17 protein-coding genes and 1 pseudogene are annotated in these 21,200 nt (G+C 59.7%); 7 read left to right on the plus strand and 11 right to left on the minus strand.

Annotated elements, in window-relative coordinates; all coding sequences use genetic code 11:
- Nucleotides 1-9: 9 nt before the first annotated feature.
- The 4 genes from EDF70_RS25185 to trbI are packed head-to-tail and all read left to right on the plus strand — an operon-like array spanning nt 10 to nt 3,366.
- Nucleotides 10-687: a conjugal transfer protein TrbF gene (locus EDF70_RS25185; RefSeq protein ID WP_132279446.1), complete on the plus strand. Its 678-nt coding sequence runs from the start codon at nt 10-12 to the stop codon at nt 685-687.
- A 17-nt stretch (nt 688-704) separates the two neighbouring features.
- Nucleotides 705-1,559, plus strand: a complete 855-nt coding sequence (trbG, locus tag EDF70_RS25190) for a P-type conjugative transfer protein TrbG (protein WP_132279754.1) — start codon at nt 705-707, stop codon at nt 1,557-1,559.
- On the plus strand, nt 1,556-2,032 hold the full coding sequence (gene trbH, locus EDF70_RS25195) for a conjugal transfer protein TrbH (RefSeq protein WP_132279449.1): 477 nt from the start codon (nt 1,556-1,558) through the stop codon (nt 2,030-2,032). The genes trbG and trbH overlap by 4 nt, the downstream gene beginning before the upstream one ends.
- A gap of 11 nt (nt 2,033-2,043) precedes the next feature.
- The gene (gene trbI, locus EDF70_RS25200; protein WP_132279452.1) at nt 2,044-3,366 is read left to right on the plus strand and encodes an IncP-type conjugal transfer protein TrbI; all 1,323 of its coding nucleotides are present in this window, start codon (nt 2,044-2,046) and stop codon (nt 3,364-3,366) included.
- A 155-nt stretch (nt 3,367-3,521) separates the two neighbouring features.
- Here the strand turns inward: trbI and EDF70_RS25205 are convergent.
- From EDF70_RS25205 to EDF70_RS25235, 7 genes and pseudogenes are all read right to left on the minus strand, one after another.
- Nucleotides 3,522-4,520, minus strand: a pseudogene (locus tag EDF70_RS25205) (IS5 family transposase).
- On the minus strand, nt 4,472-5,218 hold the full coding sequence (locus EDF70_RS25210) for an MFS transporter (RefSeq protein ID WP_132279455.1): 747 nt from the start codon (nt 5,216-5,218) through the stop codon (nt 4,472-4,474). The pseudogene EDF70_RS25205 and the gene EDF70_RS25210 overlap by 49 nt, the downstream one beginning before the upstream one ends.
- 297 nt (nt 5,219-5,515) lie before the next feature.
- Nucleotides 5,516-6,703 carry an acetyl-CoA C-acyltransferase gene (locus EDF70_RS25215; protein WP_132279458.1) on the minus strand — a complete coding sequence of 396 codons (1,188 nt, stop codon included), beginning with the start codon at nt 6,701-6,703 and terminating at the stop codon, nt 5,516-5,518.
- 144 nt (nt 6,704-6,847) lie between these two features.
- The gene (gene araD / locus EDF70_RS25220) at nt 6,848-8,593 is read right to left on the minus strand and encodes an L-arabinonate dehydratase (RefSeq protein ID WP_132279462.1); all 1,746 of its coding nucleotides are present in this window, start codon (nt 8,591-8,593) and stop codon (nt 6,848-6,850) included.
- Nucleotides 8,594-8,769: 176 nt separating this feature from the next.
- Nucleotides 8,770-9,765 carry an AraD1 family protein gene (araD1, locus tag EDF70_RS25225; protein WP_132279465.1) on the minus strand — a complete coding sequence of 332 codons (996 nt, stop codon included), beginning with the start codon at nt 9,763-9,765 and terminating at the stop codon, nt 8,770-8,772.
- 253 nt (nt 9,766-10,018) lie between these two features.
- On the minus strand, nt 10,019-11,125 hold the full coding sequence (locus EDF70_RS25230) for an alkene reductase (protein ID WP_132279468.1): 1,107 nt from the start codon (nt 11,123-11,125) through the stop codon (nt 10,019-10,021).
- A 60-nt stretch (nt 11,126-11,185) separates the two neighbouring features.
- Complete coding sequence (locus EDF70_RS25235; RefSeq protein WP_132279471.1) at nt 11,186-12,268, minus strand: Glu/Leu/Phe/Val dehydrogenase dimerization domain-containing protein; 1,083 nt, start codon at nt 12,266-12,268, stop codon at nt 11,186-11,188.
- 226 nt (nt 12,269-12,494) lie between these two features.
- Here EDF70_RS25235 and EDF70_RS25240 point away from each other — a divergent pair, with 226 nt between their 5' ends.
- From EDF70_RS25240 to EDF70_RS25250, 3 genes are read left to right on the plus strand one after another with little or no spacing between them, the layout of a single operon-like run.
- Nucleotides 12,495-12,953: a helix-turn-helix domain-containing protein gene (locus EDF70_RS25240; RefSeq protein WP_348639737.1), complete on the plus strand. Its 459-nt coding sequence runs from the start codon at nt 12,495-12,497 to the stop codon at nt 12,951-12,953.
- A complete protein-coding gene (locus EDF70_RS25245) occupies nt 12,950-14,326 on the plus strand; it encodes an MATE family efflux transporter (RefSeq protein ID WP_245519346.1) in 1,377 nt (458 codons plus the stop codon). Before EDF70_RS25240 ends, EDF70_RS25245 begins: the two co-directional genes overlap by 4 nt.
- A gap of 54 nt (nt 14,327-14,380) precedes the next feature.
- On the plus strand, nt 14,381-14,884 hold the full coding sequence (locus EDF70_RS25250; RefSeq protein ID WP_132279477.1) for a MaoC family dehydratase: 504 nt from the start codon (nt 14,381-14,383) through the stop codon (nt 14,882-14,884).
- A 466-nt stretch (nt 14,885-15,350) separates the two neighbouring features.
- Here the strand turns inward: EDF70_RS25250 and EDF70_RS25255 are convergent, their stop codons facing one another.
- The 4 genes from EDF70_RS25255 to EDF70_RS25270 form a co-directional block, all read right to left on the minus strand.
- Nucleotides 15,351-15,578, minus strand: a complete 228-nt coding sequence (locus EDF70_RS25255) for a helix-turn-helix domain-containing protein (protein WP_132279480.1) — start codon at nt 15,576-15,578, stop codon at nt 15,351-15,353.
- Nucleotides 15,579-15,597: 19 nt separating this feature from the next.
- Nucleotides 15,598-19,062, minus strand: a complete 3,465-nt coding sequence (gene pyc / locus EDF70_RS25260) for a pyruvate carboxylase (RefSeq protein WP_132279483.1) — start codon at nt 19,060-19,062, stop codon at nt 15,598-15,600.
- Between the two features lie 215 nt (nt 19,063-19,277).
- Complete coding sequence (locus tag EDF70_RS25265; protein ID WP_132279486.1) at nt 19,278-19,922, minus strand: 3-oxoacid CoA-transferase subunit B; 645 nt, start codon at nt 19,920-19,922, stop codon at nt 19,278-19,280.
- Nucleotides 19,919-20,641 (minus strand): CoA transferase subunit A, encoded by a 723-nt coding sequence (locus tag EDF70_RS25270; RefSeq protein WP_132279489.1) that lies wholly within the window; start codon nt 20,639-20,641, stop codon nt 19,919-19,921. The genes EDF70_RS25265 and EDF70_RS25270 overlap by 4 nt, the downstream gene beginning before the upstream one ends.
- Nucleotides 20,642-21,200: the final 559 nt, after the last annotated feature.

The raw sequence follows: 21,200 nt of genomic DNA on the forward strand, positions 1-21,200 counted from the left end.
CGATCAGCCATGGCCGGACACAATCCGCTCGATAATCCCGATCTTGCCAATCCCTATATCGCCGCCCGCAACGAATGGAACGAGCGCTATGGATCCTATGTCAGATCCGCCGCCGCATGGCGCATCGTCGGCATAGCCGGCATGACCATGGCTGTGATCGGCTTCGGCTACGCGCTCTACCAAAGCACGCAGGTCAAGCTCGTTCCCTATATCGTCGAGGTCGACAAGCTCGGCACGGCCGTCAATGCCGGATTTCCGCAGCAGATCGAATATGCCGATCCGCGCGTGGTGCGTGCGACCCTCGGCAGCTTCGTCTCGAACTTTCGCAGTGTAACGCCGGATGCGGTTGTCCAGAAGCAATATATCGATCGGACCTACGGGCTGCTGAGGACATCCGACCCAGCGACTGAGAAGGTCAATGCCTGGTTTCGCTCCAACTCACCGTTCGAGAAAGCGAAGAACTCGACCGTTGCCATCGAGGTGAACAACATCGTCGCGCTGTCGAACCAGAGCTACCAGGTGGACTGGACTGAATTCGAGCGCGACCGGCGCGGCAAGGAAACCGCCGTCCGTCGTTTCCGCGGCATCGCCACCGTGACCCTGACGCCGCCGCAGGACGAGGGCGTCATTCGCTTGAACCCCATCGGTCTTTATCTCCGCGACTTCGACTGGACAGCACAGCTTTGAAAGGCATGGCCCTAAACATGATCATCCCGTACACAAGAACACGGGCCACGCTGACGGGCGCTCTCGCCTCGGCACTGTTGGCGTCTTCAGTGGTCGCTCCCTTGTATGCATATGCTGCCGATAGCGTCACAGCCAACGAAGCAAAAGGCATGGGCATCTCCACACAGTGGCGCGGCTCTCGCGGGCTGGTGACCAAGGGCGCCGACGGCAAGGTGATCTTCCTCTATGGCGAGGTGCAGCCCTCCGTCGTCTGCTCGCCGCTGCAGGTCTGCGATATCGAGCTTCAGGGCGGCGAGGTGGTCCGAGACGTGCTCGTCGGCGACACGGTGCGCTGGAAGGTCGAGCCTGCGACTTCGGGGGCTGCCGGTGGCCAGGCGATTCACCTGATCGTCAAACCGGCGGAGCCGGGTCTCGTGACCTCGATGGTAGTGACAACGTCGCGTCGCACCTATCACATCCAGCTCAAGTCTCATTCGACCCAGTATATGGCCCGTGTCGGGTTCGAATATCCGGAGGATGTTTCGGCGAAGCTGGCCGACATCAACGCCCGGATCGAGGCAAGCACCATCCCTGGCGCTGGCGTTCCGGCCGAGCAGCTGAACTTTTCCTATTCGGTCTCGGGCAGCGCTGGTTGGCGACCTACACGGGTTTATTCCGATGGGCTCAAAACCTACATCCAGTTCCCCCGCTCGATTTCCGGTCAGGATGCGCCCGTGCTGTTCGTCACCTCAGGCGGGCAGAACCGGATCGTTAACTACCGGATGAAGGGCGACATGATGGTCGTCGATTACCATGTCGATCGCGCGGTGCTCGTGTCGGGGGTCGGTTGGAAACAGGAAAAGATCACCATCAAGCGGGGAGGGCGGTCATGAACATCCCTCTCTCCCATTCGCGCGCCTTGCAACGCCTCCGCAATTTTGCCGCAGCCTGCGCCCTAGCCGCCCTTCTTTCCGGATGCCAGTCGACCGGAACAGAAGGGCTCGTTACCAGCACCGCGCCACCGGAAATCTCCGGCCCCGCCGCCGGCGCAATCGCCGGCGATATGGTGAGCCGCCTTGCCGAACAGATCGGGCCGGGAAAAGCGACCGTTGCGCTCAAGACTGATACCTCGCCCTTCGGACAGGCGATGGAAGCGGCGCTCAAGGGATGGGGTTATGCCGTCGTCACCGACCAGAAGACAGATAGCAGCACGACGGTCATCCAGCTCGCCTATGTGATCTTGACTGTCGATGGTCAGGTGCTGGCCCGTCTTTCGACAAAAAGAGTCGAGCTCGGTCGTGCCTACACGGTAACGGCCAACGGTGCGACGCCAGCGAGCGCGCTCTCGCTCATGCGGCGCGGGTGAGGGAGGATCGTATGGTGCAATCTCTCAATCTCGGCGGCGCCCCGAACAGCCAGGCCCCATCGACTATCCGGCGGATCAACCGTCTGCCGATCATCGTCATTGCCGTCTTGGCAGTCACGTTTCTTGGCGTCATCTGTTATGGGCTCGCCTCGCGCGGATTGTATTTCGGCAAGGACAGCGGCCCGGAGACAAGTTCGGGAAACCCCGCCTCGACGTTTGCCGACCAGATCAAACGCGGAGTCACCGACGGTATCATCGGCGAGCCACAGCAGCAGACCACCTTCCAGCCGACGCCGGTCGAAACAAAGCAGGCCGAAGACAAGACCAACAATCCCTTCACGCCGCAGCCAGGCCAACGCGAGGTGCAGCAGCGCGGTCAGGATCTCGAAGCGGAAGGGGTCTGGCGTGCCCGTCTTCAGCGAGAACAACAGGAGCAGCTTCTGCGTGAGCAGCAGCGCCAGCGGATGGCCCGCCTGCAGGCGAACAACGCTGCCTATGATGCGCCGCTTGCCATCGATCGCGGCAAACTGGATGGGCGTGCTGAAACGCATGATGCGACCGCGGACACGGCGGCAAGAGCCGCGACAGTTCCGGCAAGCACCGAAAGCTCCCCCGATCTTTATGCGGCAGCGCTTCGCGCCGGGCTCGGTGGTCAGAACTTTGACCCCAATGCCCAAGGCGCCAAGGAAGACTTCTTCAACGCCGACCTGAAAGAGCTTGGCTACCTGCCCAACCGAGTTGTCCCCCAGCAGTCGCCCTTTGAACTCAAACGTGGCTCGGTCATCCCGGCAACGCTGATCACCGGTATCAATTCCGACCTTCCCGGCCGGATCACCGCGCAGGTAAGCCAGCACGTCTATGACAGCGCGACAGGCCATCGTCTGCTCATTCCGCAAGGGACTAAACTATTCGGTCGGTATGACAGCAAGGTGTCTTTTGGTCAGAAACGCGTTCTCGTCGTGTGGACCGACATCATCTTCCCCAACGGTTCAACTTTGCAGATCGGCGGCATGTCGGGGACGGATGCGCAGGGGTATAGCGGCTTCAATGACAAGGTGAACAACCATTATCTGAAAACGTTCGGGTCGGCGGTGCTGATTGCCCTGATCGGAACAGGTATCGACATGGCCGTTCCGCAAAGCTCGACGCTTGCGACACAGGATACTGCCTCGGATGCGACGCGGCGGAATTTCGCAGAGACGTTTGGGCGGGTTGCTGATCGTACCATCCAACGGAACATGGATGTTCAGCCGACCCTCGAAATTCGACCTGGCTACAAGTTTAATGTCCTTGTCGATCAAGACATTGTTTTCCCGGGAGCCTTCAAAAGCTGACCGTCGGCTGGAACATCGACAAAGGATGGCGCGATCTAGCGCGGTCGCGCCCGATCGGGACATCCAGCCCTTGGAGAGCTCAATCCTAATCTGCCGAAACCGGCGTTGGTGCAGCGTTCATCGACAGGTCATCATTCGGTCTTTGATGGGGCCGCCTATTTGGTTACTCCTGTCGAGGCACGGCACCGAACGGATTTCGGGCGTCCGCACGCAAGCATTCGGTTCAGTATGGTGACCCCGATCGCGGCTTCAGTCTGCTGCGCATGCAATGAACGGGCACGCAGCCGCGGCCCAATCACGCCCTTGTATCGACCCATCGCGGTTTCAGCCAAAGCCCGTTTGCCATAGCCGGTGGACGTCTGCCATTTCAGCCGACCACTGATCTGCATGGATGCGATGTGATCGTCTCGCTGGCAGGACGCTTGGGCGTTGGGTCTTTCAACCGCGTTCGAGCGAGGTGGAATGACGACCCTTGCGCCTGGGCTGTGACGCAGGACAGCATCATAGCCTGGATCGCCATCATAGGCTCCATCGGCAGTGAACTGGCCAATCTCATCATCGATCTGATCCAGCAACGGCTCCAGCTGCGAGGCATCGCCGGTTTCCTGCTCTGTCAGGCTATGAGCAATGATCTCGCCACTGTCGGCATCAACAGCCAGATGCAGCTTTCTCCAGCCACGCCGGGACTTTGTTCCATGCTTTTCTTCCAGCCATTGGCCAGCGCCATAGATCTTCAGCCCAGTGCTGTCGACCAGAACGTGAATGGGCGCATCCGCCACGCGCTACCGTTCGCCGCCTCCGGCCGACGATTTCCAGGTTTTGGCCCGTCGGCTCAGCGTAGTGTGATCGGGCACAGGCAAGTCCAATCCCATCATGTCAAGCACCGAACTCAGAAGACCTTCGCTCTGGCGCAACCGTAATCCGAATACCATGCCCAGCATCAGAGTGGTTTCGATCGCCAGATCCGAATAGAGGGGCTGGCCACCACGCGTCTTGCGCCGTGGAGCGGCCCAGCCTGCCAGCGCCTCCGGTGTTATCCATAGGGTTAAACCGCCACGGCGGCGAAGGCCCGTTTCATACTCCGCCCAGTTCGTCACTTTGAATTTCATTTTACCGATGTGATGACGGCGGGCGGCGTTATGTTTGTGCGGCATCCGGGATCAATCAAGCTGGTGAAGATCTCAACCGCATAGACAACAATCGTTGAAATCTTATTCGTGCACCAATGCCCAGGCCTGTGTCTTGTGGAGGTCTTTCCATCTGCCGCTAAAACACGCCAGGCCACCGGAATGAGTATAAAGCAGGATGCTGCGAGCAGCAGGAAAGCCAAACGCCACTCGCCCCTCTGCATCAAGAACGCCAGCGCTGGCATCAACAGAAGTTGCCCGGCGGTCGAGCCCGCCGTGCCGATTCCGACGGCTAGGCCACGATTGTGCTCGATCCGCTGCGTGATCGCCGCCGCAACGACGTGCTGGGCGATCGTGCCGAAACCAAGGGCGCCAATCGCGGCGAAGCCGATCGGCAGCAACCACGACGTCGATCCTGCTTGCGCAGACGCGCCCAGCACGACACCGGAACCGATTGCCGCAAGCCCGAAAACGAGAAGGGGCCGGGACCCACGACGGTCGACGAAACTGCCAGCGAACGGGGCCACAACTGCTATGACAAGCAGCGCGGCGGCGGCGATGCCTGAGATGAAGCTGCGCGACCAGCCAAACTCGGTTTGCCAGGCAGGCATCGCCAGAGAGAGCGACCCGCGGACCGTGAACGCCAGTGCAAGCGTCAGGAACCCGAGAACGACACCCCCCCAGGCTCCAACTTTGGATTTCCGCCTAACTGAGTTGGGGATCATGATCCAAATCACCTCAAGATGCTCTCCTCCTGACTACAATGAATACCTTGTGCATGTACGACCGGTGGCCTGCTGTCAGCCGGTGGCGAGTTCTATGAGCGGCTTTGGCGAAAACTGGATCTCATCCGCGCCATTCGCAGCCGGGTAAACCACCGACAACAGCGCAAACCAGGAATGAACGTGGTAGTCGCGTTGGATGCATGGCGCCTGCAATCGGTACTTTGACCACGTCCTTTGTCGTCTAATTAATCTGATGGACCAAGTATCACCACGAAGCTTGAGTCGGCAAATCTTGCATCAGCGGAGCATTTCGATCGCAAGGGCGATGCCCTGTCCGCCGCCGATGCAGAGCGTGACGATCCCCTTCGAAAGCCCGTCCCGTTTCATCGAATGGAGAAGGCGTGTCGTAAGGATCGCTCCTGTTGCACCGATCGGATGGCCGTGCGCGACGGCGCCGCCTTCCACGTTGACGATATCCTCCGGAAGCCCGAGTTCTTGGACGACCGCGATCGGGACCGCCGCGAATGCTTCGTTAATCTCGATGCGCTCAACGTTGCCAAGCGCCCATCCTGCCTTGTCCAGCGCCTTGCGAACGGCCGGAACAGGCCCGAGGCCGAACAGGCCAGGCTCGACCGCGGCGACGCCGTAGCCCGCAAGTCGCGCCATGGATTCGATGCCTTTTGCTTCGGCGAAACTCCGGTCGGCGATGATCATTGCGGCGGCAGCGCTGTTCAGCCCCGGCGCGTTTCCTGCCGTTATCGTCCCGTCCGGGCGGAAGGCCGGTTTGAGCCTTGCGAGCGTCTCGACCGTCGTATCGGGACGCGGCGCTTCGTCATTCTGGAATAATTCAATGCCCTTCCGACCCTTGATTTCCACTCCTACGATCTCCTCGGCAAACCGGCCTGAATCTCGGGCGGAAGCAAAACGCTGCTGGGAGCGCGCGGCGAAGGCGTCTTGCGCCTCGCGAGTGATCTGCAGTTTCGTGGCGAGGTCTTCGGTATGCCAGCCGGAATGCTCGCCTGAGAAGGCGTCGTTGAGCCCGTCGGTGAGCATGCTATCGAGAATCTGGGCCGGGCCCATGCGGTAGCCCCAGCGTCCGCCATCCATCAGGTAAGGGGCGCGGTCCATGTTCTCCATGCCGCCTGCAACCGCCGCGTCGCTATCGCCGGCGGAGACTTCCAGCGCAGCGGACAAGATCGCTTGTGCGCCGGAACCGCAGACGCGATTGACGGTGAGCGCCGGGACGGAAACCGGAAGGCCGCCGCCGATGGCGGCTTGCCGTGCAGGGTTCATTCTGTTGCCGGCCTGAATGACGTTGCCCATGACGAGCGTGTCAATGTCGTCGCCAGGAAGCCCGGCGCGGCGCAGGGTTTCTCGGACGACGAGTGCGCCGAGTTCGGTGGCAGGCACGCTCTTGAGCGTGCCATTGTATCCGCCGATCGCCGTACGGACCGGATGGGCGAAAATGATCTCGCGGGTGCTCATGACTATGATCCTCTTTTCAGTTTCAGTGGCCGTTCCCCGCGGTCAAGCAATGACATCTGGAGCCCGTAGTGTATGCCGGGCTTATTGCCTTGAGCCGCGACAGGCCGGCTCCGACCGCGCATCGGCTGTTGCCGACATCATCGTTCAGTGTCCATTGCGATCCATCGGAATCCTCGAACCGCGTGTCCCCACGAGGAAATCGAGGTCTGCCCCCTGGTCTGCCTGCATGACGGTATTGATGTAGAGCTTGCCGTAACCGCCGGTGATCGGTATTTCCGGCCTTATCCAAGCCGAGCGGCGAACCGCCAGCTCTTCGTCGGAGACGTGGAGGTGGATGGTGCGGGCGGGAATATCGACAGCGATCATATCGCCGTTCTCGACTAAGGCCAGGCGACCGCCATCGGCGGCTTCCGGCGCAGTGTGCAGGATGACCGTGCCATAGGCGGTGCCGGACATGCGGGCATCGGAAATGCGGATCATGTCCTTGATGCCTTTTTTCAGGATTTTTGGCGGCAAACCCAGATTGCCGACTTCCGCCATACCAGGATACCCTTTCGGGCCGCAGTATTTGAGGACCATGATGCAGGTCTCGTCGATATCGAGATCATCGTCGCCAATGCGGGCGTGGTAATCCTCTATGCTCTCGAATACGACCGCTCGGCCCTTGTGTTTCATCAGGTGAGGGGAGGCCGCCGAAGGCTTGAGGACGGCGCCGTTCGGGGCGAGGTTGCCGCGCAGGACGGCAATGCCCCCTGATTGCGTGAGCGCCTTGTCCCGCGGGACAATGACCGCGTCGTTGTAGTTGACCGCATCCTTGACACTATCCCAAATGCTTTCACCGGTGACGGTGACCGCCTGCTTGTGCAACAGGCCCATCTCGCCAAGCGACTTGATGACGACCGGCAAGCCGCCGGCATAATAGAACTCCTCCATCAAATGCTTCCCCGATGGTTGCAGATCGAGGATCGTGGGTACGTCCCGTCCGAGGCGGTCCCAGTCGTCGAGCGACAGATCGACGCCGACGCGACCGGCAAGCGCCAGCAGATGAATGACGGCATTCGTGGAGCCGCCGACGGCGCCGTTGACGCGGATGGCATTTTCGAACGCCTCCTTTGTCAGGATATCGGACGGTTTCAGATCCTCCTTCACCATGTCGACGATTCGACGGCCGGAAAGCTGTGAGATAACGCGGCGGCGGGCATCGACTGCGGGAATTGCAGCATTTCCGGGCAACGTCATGCCGAGCGCCTCGGCCATCGACGCCATGGTCGAGGCCGTGCCCATCGTCATACAGCTACCTGCGGACCTCGCCATGCCTTGCTCCGCATCGATGAATTCATCGATCGTCATTTCGCCGGTCTTCACCATTTCGGAGAATTGCCAGATGGCGGTTCCGGAGCCGACATCCTTGCCGCGCCACTTGCCGTTCAGCATCGGGCCGCCTGAGACGAGGATGACAGGTATATCCACGGATGCCGCTCCCATCAGCAGCGCCGGGGTCGTCTTGTCGCAGCCGCCAAGGAGCACGACGCCATCGACCGGATTGCCGCGGATCGCCTCTTCCACATCCATCGCCGCAAGATTGCGGAACATCATGGCGGTAGGACGAAGCGTACTTTCGCCGGTCGAGAAGACCGGGAATTCGACAGGGAAACCGCCGGCCTCGTAGACGCCCCGCTTCACCCGCTCGGCGAGATCACGCAAGTGTGCGTTGCAGGGCGTCAATTCCGACCAGGTATTACAGATGCCGATGATCGGGCGTCCGTCGAACGTGTCAGCCGGAAGCCCCTGGTTTTTCATCCAGGAACGACACATAATGGCATTCTTGCCTTTGCCGCCGAACCATTCGTAGGAGCGAAGGTTGCGGGGCCAATCGACTTTCTTCTTCACTGTCTTTTCCTCCATGCGCCAACGATAGGACGGACGCATCTCCACATTTACTGCTGTTGGTGAATTCTCCGTTGTGCCCCTCTTCTAGTCCTCCGAGGCTGCGTGGCGCGTTTTCAGATGCTGTAGACGCGAGCAGCCTCCTCCGGCCGGTTTACGCTTTCGCCTCTATCAAAGCGTCAGAGCTGCCCCACAACGATCGGCTCCTCGTCCGCGACTTTCATGGTGTTGCGTAGCGGCAATCCGAAGCCCTCGGCCTCGATTTCAAAAACGTCGCCGTCCTCGGCTCTGACCCCGTCGGTAAAGGACAGTGTCGCCGTGCCGAACATGTGGATTTGAATGTCTCCGGGAAGACGATTGAGCTTGTATTTGAAGTGATGATATTCGAGGTTGGCGAAGCTGTGAGACATGTTTGCCTCACCCGTGAGAAACGGTTTCTCGTAGATTACGGCGTTGCCGCGCTTGATACGCGAGGTTCCGCGAATGTCCTCGGGCGCCACGCCCAGACGGATTTCGGGTCCGAAGCTCGCCGGCCGCAGCTTGGAGTGGGCAAGGTAGAGGTAGTTGATCCGTTCCGTCACATGGTCCGAGAACTCATTCGACAACGCATAGCCGATACGCCACGGCCGGCCGTCATCGGCAATCACATAGATGCCGGCCAGTTCCGGTTCTTCACCACCATCGAGCGCAAAGGAAGGAGACACGAGGGCAGAACCCGGAGGCACGGAGATGTAACCGTTGCCCTTGTAGAACCATTCGGCCTGGACGCCGATTTCGCCTTCTCCGGGCTTGCCGTTTTCCAGACCCATTTGAAACATCTTCATCGAATCCGTCACGGGGCCTCCCGCATCCTGGGCGGCTTTCCTATGCATTTCGTCGCGCGAGGCGGCAGAGCCGAGATGCGTCAAGCCGGTGCCGGTCAGATGCAGATGAGCAGGGTCCGGATGGGTGATAGGCGGCAGGAGGCGCCCTTCAACATAGGCGGCCTCGAGGTCGATGACGTCGCCATAACCATGTAATTCGATGACAGATGCGAGCGTGCTTGACTGGTTTGCAGCTTCTATCGTGAGCGCATACACGCTGGTTGCATTCGCAACCGAGCGTGTCAACCCCTCCGCGTCACGGAAGACCACGACGATCTCCCCGTTCAAACCCCTCACTTGCGAAACAAACACTGCTAGTCCTTTCCGATTTCCAGAGCACACGGCCTGAACCACCCGGCCCTGGTAACGCTGCTGTTGCCAGTTGGCCCGGCACAATCTCGAAACGAGAGCGCATGCGAACCTGCTCGGCACTCGCCGCAGTCCAATCCCTGTGTAGGCTGAATGGCCTTCTATGCCCGCAAACATAACTGGGGTTTCAAGAATGTCTACAAACATGGGTAATATCTTTTTTTATGGACCGCATTCCGTCTTCAGAAGCCGCCGACTACGATGCGACCGCAGGATAGTCGGTATATCCCTCCTGACCGCCGCCATAGAAAGTTCCCCGATCATAGGCGTTGAGGTCCAGATTTCGGCGGAGACGCTCGGGAAGGTCGGGATTTGCGATAAACAGCCGCCCGAACGCGACAGCATCGGCATGTCCTTTCGCGATCAACGTCTCGGCGGAATCGCCCCGATAGTTGCCGGCTGCGATCAACACATTCGGCCACACCGGCCGGAACAGTTCCGAGGCAGACGGTACGTTCTTGTGGTCGACTTCGGCTTGTCCGGCTCCGCTGGCCCTGGGTTCGATCAGGTGGAGATAGGCGAGATCAAGTTTCGCAAGTTCGGATATCAGGTAGGTGTAGAGGGGCAGGGGATCGTCCTCACCGCTGTCGTTTGCGACCCCGTAAGGAGAAAGGCGAATGCCGACATGATCGGCGCCGAATTCCGCCGACACAGCCGCTGCCACTTCCAGGACAAGCCGGCTGCGGTTTTCGACGCTTCCACCATAGTTATCGTCCCGGTGATTGCTGCGGCTTTGCAGAAACTGTTCGAGCAGGTATCCGTTGGCCCCGTGAATCTCGACGCCATCAAAACCTGCAGCCTTTGCGTTGCGCGCCGCCTGCGCGTAACTCTCGATCAAGGCCGGGATTTCCGTAGCCTCAAGCGCCTGCGGCTGCTCGAAGGGCACTCGCTCGGAATTCGCCGTAAAGGCATTCCCCGCCGCCGCAATCGCCGAGGGAGCAACCGGAAGGCCGCCGTTCGGCTGATGCGAGGAATGCGAAATTCTCCCGACATGCCAGAGCTGCAGCACGATCAGGCCCGATTTTTCGTGCACGGCGTCGGTGACTGCCCGCCATCCCTCAATTTGTGCAGCGCTGTAGATGCCCGGGGTGGCCGGCATGCCCTGGCCTTTCTGCGAAATCTGCGAACCCTCGGCAATTATGAGGCCGCCGGCGGTTGTCCGCTGCCGGTAATACTCGACGTTGAGTGTGGTCGGCACATTCCCCGGCGATGAGGCCCGCATGCGCGTCAGCGGTGCCATCACGACCCGGTGCGACAAGTGAAGGGCACCGATATCCAGAGGTGAGAAAAGAGTTGGCGTCATCGGTAAGTCTCTCCGGTTCATCGATTGTTGATGAGTCTGTTCAAGAGTCGGTCCCGTGTTTCAGGCGTTGCCATCCGGGCCGGGCAGGGCGGAAGGGCCGGCATAGCCGCCATCGCGCAGTCGGTCCTCGGCAATTCTGTAGGCGGCCCGGGTGAGCGACAGGCCCTCATCCCGCATATCGAACGCTGTCCGAAGCGCACCGGTTATTCGGGTGACAAGCCGTTCGCTCGAGGCTTGGGCAGACAATCCATGGATCTCGATCCCGCTGGAATAGGCCAAGCCGCCGGCGTTGGCGACGAAGTCTGGAATGTAAACAATACCGCGCTGCGTCATGAGGCTTTCGCTTTCAGGTCTCGCCAGCTGATTGTTGGCGGCGCCGACGACGAGCTTGCATCGCAAATCCGCAATCACCCTATCATCGAGAATTCCGCCGAGTGCGCAAGGCATGAAGACGTCGCAGTCCTGGGCGCAGATCGTCTCCGGCGCAACCCATTTGGCGCCGCTTTGCTCGACAGCTTGCCTCTTCGACAGGTCGATGTCGGTCGCGACAACCGACGCACCAGCTTTTGTCAGAAGATCGCACAACAGGCTGCCGACGCCACCGAAACCCTGGAGTGCGATGGTCGCTCCCCGCAGGCTCTGAGAGCCAAGTATTGTCGACGAGGCCAGTTCCAGGGCGGCGAAAACGCCTATCGCCGTGCCGTACGCCGTTCCACCGGCGCCACCGAGGCTCAGTGGCAAGCCGGCGACATAGGGCGTGCGCCTTCGAACGACCCCCATGTCATCAGGGGTCGACCCGACATCAGGCGCGACGTGATATTGGCCAACGAGTTCCGCGACGATATCCGCGATATCGAGGAAAAGAGGCGCCCGGTCTCGGTGTCGAGAAAACCCTGCCCAGTCTTTGGGAACGCAGGCGACACTCTTGCCGCCTCCCGTTCCGTTGTCGACCGCTGCGGCCTTGTAGGTCATCGCCTCGGCAAGCAGCAGGCAATCTGCAACAGCTGACGAAAAATCCCCGTAGTCCTTCACGCGACAGCCGCCGACCGCAGGGCCAAGTATCGTCGAATGGATAGCGACGATGATTGGAAAGTCCGTGCGCCGGCCTCGACTCGCCCTCAGTGTTTCATGCGAAAACAACATATCGCCTCGCTCGTCCCGCGATTCAAAAGCGCAACGTCACGGTAACCATCATGACCAGCGCAAGATTAGTTATTGCTCCATATGCTGTAGGTCAAATAAAATCTTTTTTTAAAACAATGATCTTTTTCTTGCAAAGACCATCATTCTTGATAGTCTGGTTACTTGCAAAACGCAAGCCTCTTTGAACTGACGGACCTAGCTCATGAAAAAGATCAGTTTCGGTGAGATGCAATGCCCTATCGCGAGAGGTCTGGAGCGCGTCGGCGAAAGATGGACGATGCTGATCCTGCGTGACGCCTTCAACGGGCTTACGCGGTTCGATGAATTCGAGGAAAATCTTGGCATTGCACCAAATATCCTGACCGCTCGCCTCAAGGCGCTCGTCGAGGCCGGTCTGCTCGAGAAGCGCCGCTATTGCGACCGGCCACCACGCAACGAGTACATCGTGACCGAGCGTGGATGGGATTTCCGGCCGGTCATGCTGATGCTTCAAAGCTGGGCCACCACTCACTATGCGCCCGAAGGCAAAAGCGTGGTGCTGATCAACCGGCAAACGGGACTGGAAGCCGATCCGACCGTTGTCGATGCTGTGAGCGGCCTGCCCATCAGCGATCCGGTGTTCAGGCTCGTCCCCGGTCCGGCTGCGAACGAGAGAACGCGCAAGCGCTATGAGGGCAGATCGTGACAGATGCAGCCGCGGGGCCGTCCCGAAGAGACCATCACGACGAACGGACCCGGCGCCTTCTCGAGGCGCCAATCGTTCCCTTGCTTCTCAGCCTGGCGTGGCCGAACGTTGTGATCATGGTCGCACAGGCTGCCGTGGGCCTGATCGAAACCTGGTTCGTAGCGAAGCTCGGAACAGACGCGCTCGCGGGCATGGCGCTGGTGTTCCCCCCCGTCATGCTGATGACGATGATATCGGCCGGAGCGATGGGGGGTGGCATTTCCTCGGCCGTCGCGCGTGCGCTTGGAGGCGGACGCCAGCTTCAGGCCGATGCCATCGTACTCCACGCGATCGTCATCAATATTTGTCTGGGCGTTGCTTTCTCCCTGATATTTCTTGTCTTCGGCGAACCTATCTATCGTCTGCTAGGGGGGCAGGGCGCGGAGCTCGAAGCAGCTTTGATCTATTCCAACACCGTTTTTGCCGGAAACATCTTCATATGGTTGATGAATGGGCTTGCGAGCGTGATCCGGGGAACAGGCAACATGCTTTATCCCGCCAGCGTCATCTGTGTCGGCGTCCTGTTTCTCGTCCCGGTGTCGCCGCTGTTGATCTTCGGCTCAGGCCCCGTCCCCGCGATGGGTATTGCCGGGGGAGGCGTAGCGCTAATCATTTTCTATGTCGCTGGCACGGCGGCAATGGCGTGGTATATACTCGCTGGCCGCAGCTCGGTTCGGTTCCGTTGGGATAGGCTTAGCTGGGTGACGTTGCGGAGCATTCTGCGCGTGGGCGCCGTTTCCGCCCTCACGTCGATCCAGACCAACGTCACGATCGGTGGAGCGACCGCACTTGTTGCGTCCGTCGCAGGCGTCGGAGCCGTCGCCGGTTTTGGAACCGGGGCACGCCTCGAATATCTGCTTATTCCGCTCATCTTCGGCATCGGCGCCCCCCTCGTCGCCATGGTTGGAACCAATATTGGCGCCGGAAACCGTCAGCGCGCAGTGCAGATAGCGCTGACCGGCGGCGCGCTTGCATTCTTGCTGACGGAAGCCATTGGCCTCGCCGCCGCTATCTGGCCGCATCAGTGGCTGGAGCTCTTCAGTGCCGACGCCGACATGATAGAGGCCGGAACGGCGTATCTGCGGATCGTCGGGCCCGTCTACGGCTTTTTCGGCCTGGGTCTTTCGCTGTATTTTGCCTCACAAGGTGCCGGGCGTCTGCTTTGGCCGGTTGGAAGTGGGTTCCTGAGGACGACCATTGCTCTAATCGGCGGCTGGATCGCCTTGCGCGTGACGGGCTCGCTCAACGGACTTTTCGCAGCGATCGCAGTGGCTCTTGTCGCCTACGGCGCGATCAATCTGCTCGCCGTCCGATCCGGCGTGTGGTTCCGGTAAATAACCTATGACCACTTGTCGGACGACGATACTTGGAAGCGAGAGCGTGAAATTATGGAGAAAACCGATACCGTTACGCCTGACGCTGTGAGTTCTGGCGGAAAATTATTCCTGGAAGATCTCATGGAAGGGCAGAAGTTCGTCAGTCGCGCTTTCGATCTGAGCGCCGAACAGATACAGAAATTTGCGTCAGAGTTTGATCCTCAACCGTTCCATCTCGACGACGAGGCAGCCAAAGGCACGATATTCGGTGGCCTCGCAAGCAGCGGTTGGCATGTGGCGGCAATCACGATGCGGTTGATATCGGAGAGCGTGCCTTTTGCAAATGGCATCATCGGGGCAGGAGGGGAGATTTCCTGGCCTCGACCAACGCGGCCTGGAGATCGGCTCACCGTTGAAAGTGAGGTGACGAAAATTACGCCCTCCCGTTCCAGGCCAGACCGCGGAATTGTCGTACTTCGCAGCGCAACGCGCAACCAGCACAACGAGATCGTCCAGAGTCTCCTAGCAAATCTTGTCGTTTTGCGGCGGCAGATCGTCCCGGCGCTTGCCACGTGAAGGAAGAGTGGCCGACTCTGGTGGCGGACTGACCGCCCGCCGGGCGTCACCGGAACAGCTTCGGTTAAAAACGGCTGATCGATGTCGGTGGGTCTCCAAGGCGGCAGAGCGAGGCATACTCCTTCCGGCGACGGCCCGCATCGTGCCGCTCTCAGAGGCCATTGCGGCAATCGCGGAGTTCAAGCGCTTGGATTTTGCGTGTGCTTGAAAGTACGGGACGAACACCAACGGGAACGCTCGTCATCGTTCGTGTATAAAGCCTGCAGCGCGACCCACCCCGGCTGCCGCGGATCGTCCCCCTCATCAAAGACGTTCTGCCCAGCACGCCGCAGTTCAGCCCGACCGTGGGCGTATCCATCAAAATAGATTCCTTGTCGGCGATGCCGACAGTGGTTTCGTAGAGATGATGAGATTGGGCTGCGTCTGCACCACGCCTAGCAGATCTCAATTTGTTGAAATGTCTGGGTCAGAATTTCCGCGTAGCAGCGCGAAGGCGCATGAATATCGCCGGGTTCCCGCCTATGCCGCGTTCGGCATCGTCAATCTCCTGTCTGGTCAACCCGGTAATGACCGACATGTCATCAATGCTGTAGCCAAGAGCCAATCGTTCGCGCCTGAGCTTTCCACCGATATCGCCACTGGTTGCGCCCTCTGGCAAGACGTCCTTGCGACGGCCACTTTGCTGTAAATCCATTTCGCTATCTCCGCGTTTTTCAATCCACAACCATCAGCAAATCTTTGGCGTCGATCTGGTCGCCGGCCTGGATCAGGATTTCGGCTATCGTACCATCCATCTCTGCGTGCAGTGCCGTTTCCATCTTCATCGCCTCGATCGACACCAACACGTCGCCGGCATTGATAGCCTGCCCCTGAGACACGAAGACGCGGGAAATAACGCCCGGCATCGGCGCGCCGACATGGGCGGCATTGCCCGGCTCCGCCTTGCGGCGGGCAGCAGCCCCGGAAGGACCATGGGTACGATCCGGCACCTTGATGCGGCGCGGCTGGCCGTTGAGTTCGAAGAACACGGTGACCATGCCCTGGCTGTCGGTGCCGCTCATCGCCTGATTGACGACCACGAGCGTCTTGCCCTTCTCGATATCGGCAAACAGCTCGTCGCCATCCGCCAGTCCGTAGAAATAGGCAGGGGTCGGCAGAACCGAGACCGGACCATAGGTGTCTGATGCCCGTGCGAAGTCAGTGAAGACCTTGGGATACATCAGGTAGGAGGCGAATTCGAAGTCCGATACCTCGCGTTCCAGCTTGGTCTCGATCGCCTTGCGTTCGGCGTCGAGATCCGCCGTGGGCAGCAGCGAACCGGGAACGTCAATATAGGGCGTGTCGCCCTTCAGCGCCTTCTTCTGCAGTGCTTTCGGCCATCCGCCTGGAGGCTGGCCGAGATCGCCCTTTAGCATGGAGACGACCGAATCCGGGAAGGCGATGTCCTTCGTCGGATTTTCGACGTCGGCCACCGTCAGATCCTGGCTGACCATCATCAGCGCCATGTCGCCCACCACCTTGGAGGACGGCGTGACCTTGACGATGTCGCCGAACATCTGGTTCACGTCAGCATAGGTCTGAGCGACCTTGTTCCACTTGGTGTCGAGGCCGAGCGAGCGGGCCTGTTCCTTGAGATTGGTGAACTGACCGCCCGGCATCTCGTGCAGATAGACTTCCGAGGTCGGTCCCTTGAGTTCGCTCTCGAAGGCAGCATACTGGTTGCGCACGGCTTCCCAGTAGAAGGAGATCTTGCGGATCCAGTCTGCGTCCAGCCCGGGATCACGTTCGCCGCCGGCAAGCGCTGCAACGATGGAGCCGAGGCAGGGCTGCGACGTGTTGCCTGAGAGCGCATCCATCGCCGCGTCGACGGCATCGACGCCCGCATCCACGGCGACAAGAACCGTTGCAGCTGCAATGCCCGATGTGTCGTGGGTGTGGAAATGGATCGGCAGGCTTGTCGCCTCGCGCAGCGCTTTGAACAGCACCTTGGCGGCGGCAGGCTTCAAGAGGCCGGCCATGTCCTTCAGCGCGATGATATGCGCGCCGGCCTTCTCAAGCTGAACGGCGAGATCGGCGTAGTACTTCAGGTCGTACTTCGGTCGCGCCGAGTTCAGGATATCCCCGGTGTAGCAGATCGCCGCTTCGCTGAGCTTGTTCTCTTCCGCCACCGCATCCATCGACACGCGCATGTTTTCCACCCAGTTCAGGCAGTCGAAGACGCGGAAGAGATCGATGCCGCCGGCAGCGGCCTGGCGGACGAAGTATTTGACGACGTTATCGGGATAGTTCTTGTAGCCGACGCCGTTGGCGCCGCGCAAAAGCATCTGCAGCAGCAGGTTCGGCGCGGCTTCACGCACCATCGACAGCCGCTCCCACGGATCCTCAGTCAGAAAGCGCATGGAGACGTCGAAGGTGGCGCCACCCCAGCATTCCAGCGACAAGAGGTTTGGCAGCGCATGTGCATAGGTACCGGCGATTCTGGCAATGTCATAGGTGCGCACACGGGTGGCGAGCAGCGACTGATGGCCGTCACGCATCGTTGTGTCGGTGATCAGTACGCGCTTTTCGCCCCGCATCCATTCCGCGAACTTCTTCGGCCCGAGCTGGTCGAGTAACTGTTTCGAGCCGTGCGGAATCGGCGCCGAGCGGTGGACAATCGGCACGACCGGCTTTGCAACATCAGGGGCGGGCTTCGGCCGTCCCTTGGCTTCGGGGTGGCCATTGACGGTGACGTCGGCGAGATAGGTCAAAAGCTTGCTGGCGCGGTCCTGGCGCTTCACCTGCTGGAACAGCTCCGGCGTCGTATCGATGAAACGCGTCGTGTAGCTGTTGTCCTTGAATTTCGGATGGGTGATGATCGCTTCGAGGAACGTGAGGTTGGTCGCTACGCCGCGGATACGGAACTCGCGCAACGCACGATGCATGCGGTCGATCGCTTCGCCTGGCCGCGGCGCCCAAGCGGTCACCTTCACCAGCAACGGATCGTAGTAGCGGGTGATATAGGCGCCCGAATATGCCGTTCCGCCATCGAGGCGCACACCGAATCCGGCGGCGGAACGATAGGCGGTGATGCGACCGTAGTCCGGAATGAAATTATGCTCGGGATCCTCAGTCGTGATACGGCACTGCAGCGCATGGCCGTTGAGACGGATGTCCTCCTGCTTCGGCACGCCCGATTCCGGCGTGCCGATCGCGGCACCCTCGAGAATGCGGATCTGCGCCTTGACGACGTCGATGCCGGTGACCACTTCCGTGACTGTGTGCTCGACCTGGATGCGTGGATTGACTTCGATGAAGTAGAACTTGCCGGTGTCGGCATCCATCAGATATTCGACGGTGCCGGCGCCGACGTAGTTCGCAGCGGTTGCGATCTTCAGGGAATGGGCCGCCACTTCTCGTCGCTGCTCCCAACTGAGATAAGGCGCCGGCGCACGCTCGACGACCTTCTGGTTGCGGCGCTGGATGGAGCAATCGCGCTCGAATAGGTGGACGACATTGCCGTGCGTGTCTCCGATGATCTGGCTTTCGACGTGACGGGCATTTTCAACAAGCTTCTCAAGGTAGACCTCATCCTTGCCGAAGGCCGCCATCGCCTCGCGCTTGGCTTCGGTCACATCCCGGGAGAGATCGGCCTGCGAGCGGATGACGCGCATACCACGGCCGCCCCCGCCCCAGGAGGCCTTTAACATGAGAGGATAGCCGATCGATGAAGCCATCTTCGCAACTTCCGCCATATCGTCCGGCAGCGGATCGGTGGCTGGCACAACCGGGACATCGACCGAGATTGCCAGATTGCGCGCGGCGACCTTGTTGCCGACCTTTCGCATCGTATCAGCCGACGGGCCGATGAAGGTGATACCGGCGGCATCGCAGGCATCGACAAATTCGGGGCTCTCGGAGAGAAGACCGTAACCGGGATGAATAGCGTCGGCGCCGGAGAGCTTGGCGACGCGAATGACCTCCTCGATCGACAGGTAGCTTTCGATGGGACCGAGATCGCGCTTCAGATGCGGACCGCGGCCAACCTGATAGCTCTCATCCGCCTTGAAACGATGCAGCGCGAGCCTGTCTTCCTCCGCCCAGATCGCGACCGTGCTGATCCCCAGTTCGTTGGCAGCGCGAAAAACACGGATCGCAATTTCGGAACGATTGGCGACAAGGATCTTGGATATAGGCAATCGAATCTCCACTTTGTGGCTGAACTGTCAGGGCTGCGCGTTTGCTAATGAAGCGCTCGAAATCAGGGGACACGAACGCATCCGAAGCTACGAGCGTCGCACATCGGCAACGCCGGTATTTTTGAGCCGCACTGAAACTTGCCGGAACTGAGGCCCGGTCTGGTGTTGCATTTCGTGGTGCGGCCGGACGATCGCTGTCCGGCGTAATCGTCGACCTATCCCAGTTCGATGGCAAAGCGGGCTTCTGTAGCAAGTTTGACATCGTCTACGGAAACGCCATCGGCAAGTTCGACCAGGGTCAGTTTTGATTCACCCTGCCTTTCGAGCGTGAACACGGCCATGTCCGTGATCACCATGTCGACGACGCGCTGGCCGGTTAATGGCAAGGTGCAGCGCTGCCGGAGTTTCGGCTCTCCCTTGGCGGTATGCTCCATCAGGACGACAACTTTGTTGACGCCATTTACCAGATCCATCGCCCCGCCCATGCCCTTGGCCATCTTTCCCGGGATCATCCAGTTGGCGAGATCACCGTTCTCCGCGACCTCCATAGCGCCAAGGATCGTCAGATCGATATGACCGCCACGGATAATCGCAAAACTCTCCGCGCTGGAAAAATAACTGCTGCTGGGAAGCTCGGTGATCGTCTGTTTTCCGGCGTTGATGAGGTCGGCATCTTCGTTACCCTCGAACGGAAAAGGTCCCATGCCCAGCATGCCGTTCTCGCTCTGCAACTTGACCGAGATGTCGTCTGCGATGAAGTTTGCGACCAAAGTCGGAATTCCTATCCCGAGATTCACGTAATAGCCGTCCCGCAACTCGCGCGCGGCACGCTGTGCCATCTGTTCACGGCTCCATGTCATGCATATGCTCCCTCGGTGAGGATCGCCGGGCGAACCGTTCGCTGCTCGATGTGCTTGACCGGGTTGGGGATCTCAACGATCCGGGAAACGTAGATGCCCGGTGTATGGATGGCGTCGGGATCGATATCGCCGAGATTCACGAGATGCTCCACCTCGGCAATCGTGGTATGCGCGGCCGTCGCCATGACCGGATTGAAATTGCGCGCCGTCTTGCGAAACACGAGATTGCCCTCGTGGTCGCCCTTGTAAGCATGAACCAGGGCAAGGTCCGCGAGCAGGGCACGCTCCAGGATGTGGGTTTGTCCGCTAAAGACGGCGGTCTCCTTTCCCTTGGCGATGATGGTGCCGACTCCTGTCTTGGTAAAGAAAGCGGGTATGCCCGCTCCTCCGGCCCGAATTCTTTCCGCCAGAGTCCCTTGCGGGCAAAACTCCAGCTCCAGATCTCCCGAGAGATACTGTTCGGCGAACAGTTTGTTTTCTCCGACATAGGACGAGATCATTTTCCTGATCTGCCGCGTCGCCAGCAGCTTTCCGAGACCGGTTCCGTCCACCCCCGCGTTGTTCGATATAACCGTCAAGCCGCGGACCCCTGAGGCCTGCACGGCATCGATCAGCGCTTCGGGAATGCCGCAAAGACCAAACCCTCCGCTCATGATTGTCATATCGTCTCGAAGAAGTTCGGCGAGACTTGCCGTCGCTTCGCGATAAACCTTGTTCATTCGTTCACTGCCTCCAGAGCACGCCGCAATCACCAGCACCATGGATTGATCTGCGGAGTAGTCCCTTCTCTCGTCGATCGGTTTCGGTCATGAACCCCTTCCGGAGCATGATCAGCGTCGCCCACACAATTGCGCGCAAAGCCGGCGTTCGCGGGTTTCCAGTCGGCGCAACCAGGTAGCCGTTGATCAATCCGTTGTCCGCTTTGACGAGCGCAGGCATTGTCGTAGCGTTTCACGACAACGGCTCTATACAATCATGATTTTGCCGCCGGTCAATTAAAATCTTTTTTCTTATGAAATATCGCCGTCTTTCTGTTGCGTTGAGCCAGGCTGCCATTTATTTTTCTTCGATCGGTGGCTGTCGAGCCCTGGACGTTCTTTCTTGCATCGTGAATGCTTAGGTTTTTATGTGAGGTTCTTGTTCCTATATAATTGATTGAATTGAGTTGACGGTTAGATTGGGCATGCACTCGGAAGGGTGCGGCAGATCGAACCAGGACACCATCGGAGCCGCAACTCGACGCGCATCGTTATCTAGATAAATATAAAAAAGATGTTT

The sequence above is a fragment of the Neorhizobium sp. JUb45 genome (genome assembly GCF_004343585.1).
GTDB lineage: Bacteria > Pseudomonadota > Alphaproteobacteria > Rhizobiales > Rhizobiaceae > Neorhizobium.

What these genes read in the sequence shown, in the direction of transcription:
- EDF70_RS25270 (WP_132279489.1), bottom strand. Translation starts at nt 20,641, where the DNA reads ATGAACAAGGTTTATCGCGAAGCGACGGCAAGTCTCGCCGAACTTCTT.
- EDF70_RS25265 (WP_132279486.1), bottom strand. Translation starts at nt 19,922, where the DNA reads ATGACATGGAGCCGTGAACAGATGGCACAGCGTGCCGCGCGCGAGTTG.
- trbG (WP_132279754.1), top strand. Translation starts at nt 705, where the DNA reads ATGATCATCCCGTACACAAGAACACGGGCCACGCTGACGGGCGCTCTC.
- trbH (WP_132279449.1), top strand. Translation starts at nt 1,556, where the DNA reads ATGAACATCCCTCTCTCCCATTCGCGCGCCTTGCAACGCCTCCGCAAT.
- EDF70_RS25235 (WP_132279471.1), bottom strand. Translation starts at nt 12,268, where the DNA reads ATGTTGTTTTCGCATGAAACACTGAGGGCGAGTCGAGGCCGGCGCACG.
- EDF70_RS25215 (WP_132279458.1), bottom strand. Translation starts at nt 6,703, where the DNA reads ATGAGCACCCGCGAGATCATTTTCGCCCATCCGGTCCGTACGGCGATC.
- EDF70_RS25250 (WP_132279477.1), top strand. Translation starts at nt 14,381, where the DNA reads ATGGAGAAAACCGATACCGTTACGCCTGACGCTGTGAGTTCTGGCGGA.
- EDF70_RS25240 (WP_348639737.1), top strand. Translation starts at nt 12,495, where the DNA reads ATGCAATGCCCTATCGCGAGAGGTCTGGAGCGCGTCGGCGAAAGATGG.
- EDF70_RS25255 (WP_132279480.1), bottom strand. Translation starts at nt 15,578, where the DNA reads ATGGATTTACAGCAAAGTGGCCGTCGCAAGGACGTCTTGCCAGAGGGC.
- trbI (WP_132279452.1), top strand. Translation starts at nt 2,044, where the DNA reads ATGGTGCAATCTCTCAATCTCGGCGGCGCCCCGAACAGCCAGGCCCCA.
- EDF70_RS25185 (WP_132279446.1), top strand. Translation starts at nt 10, where the DNA reads ATGGCCGGACACAATCCGCTCGATAATCCCGATCTTGCCAATCCCTAT.
- EDF70_RS25210 (WP_132279455.1), bottom strand. Translation starts at nt 5,218, where the DNA reads ATGATCCCCAACTCAGTTAGGCGGAAATCCAAAGTTGGAGCCTGGGGG.
- EDF70_RS25230 (WP_132279468.1), bottom strand. Translation starts at nt 11,125, where the DNA reads ATGACGCCAACTCTTTTCTCACCTCTGGATATCGGTGCCCTTCACTTG.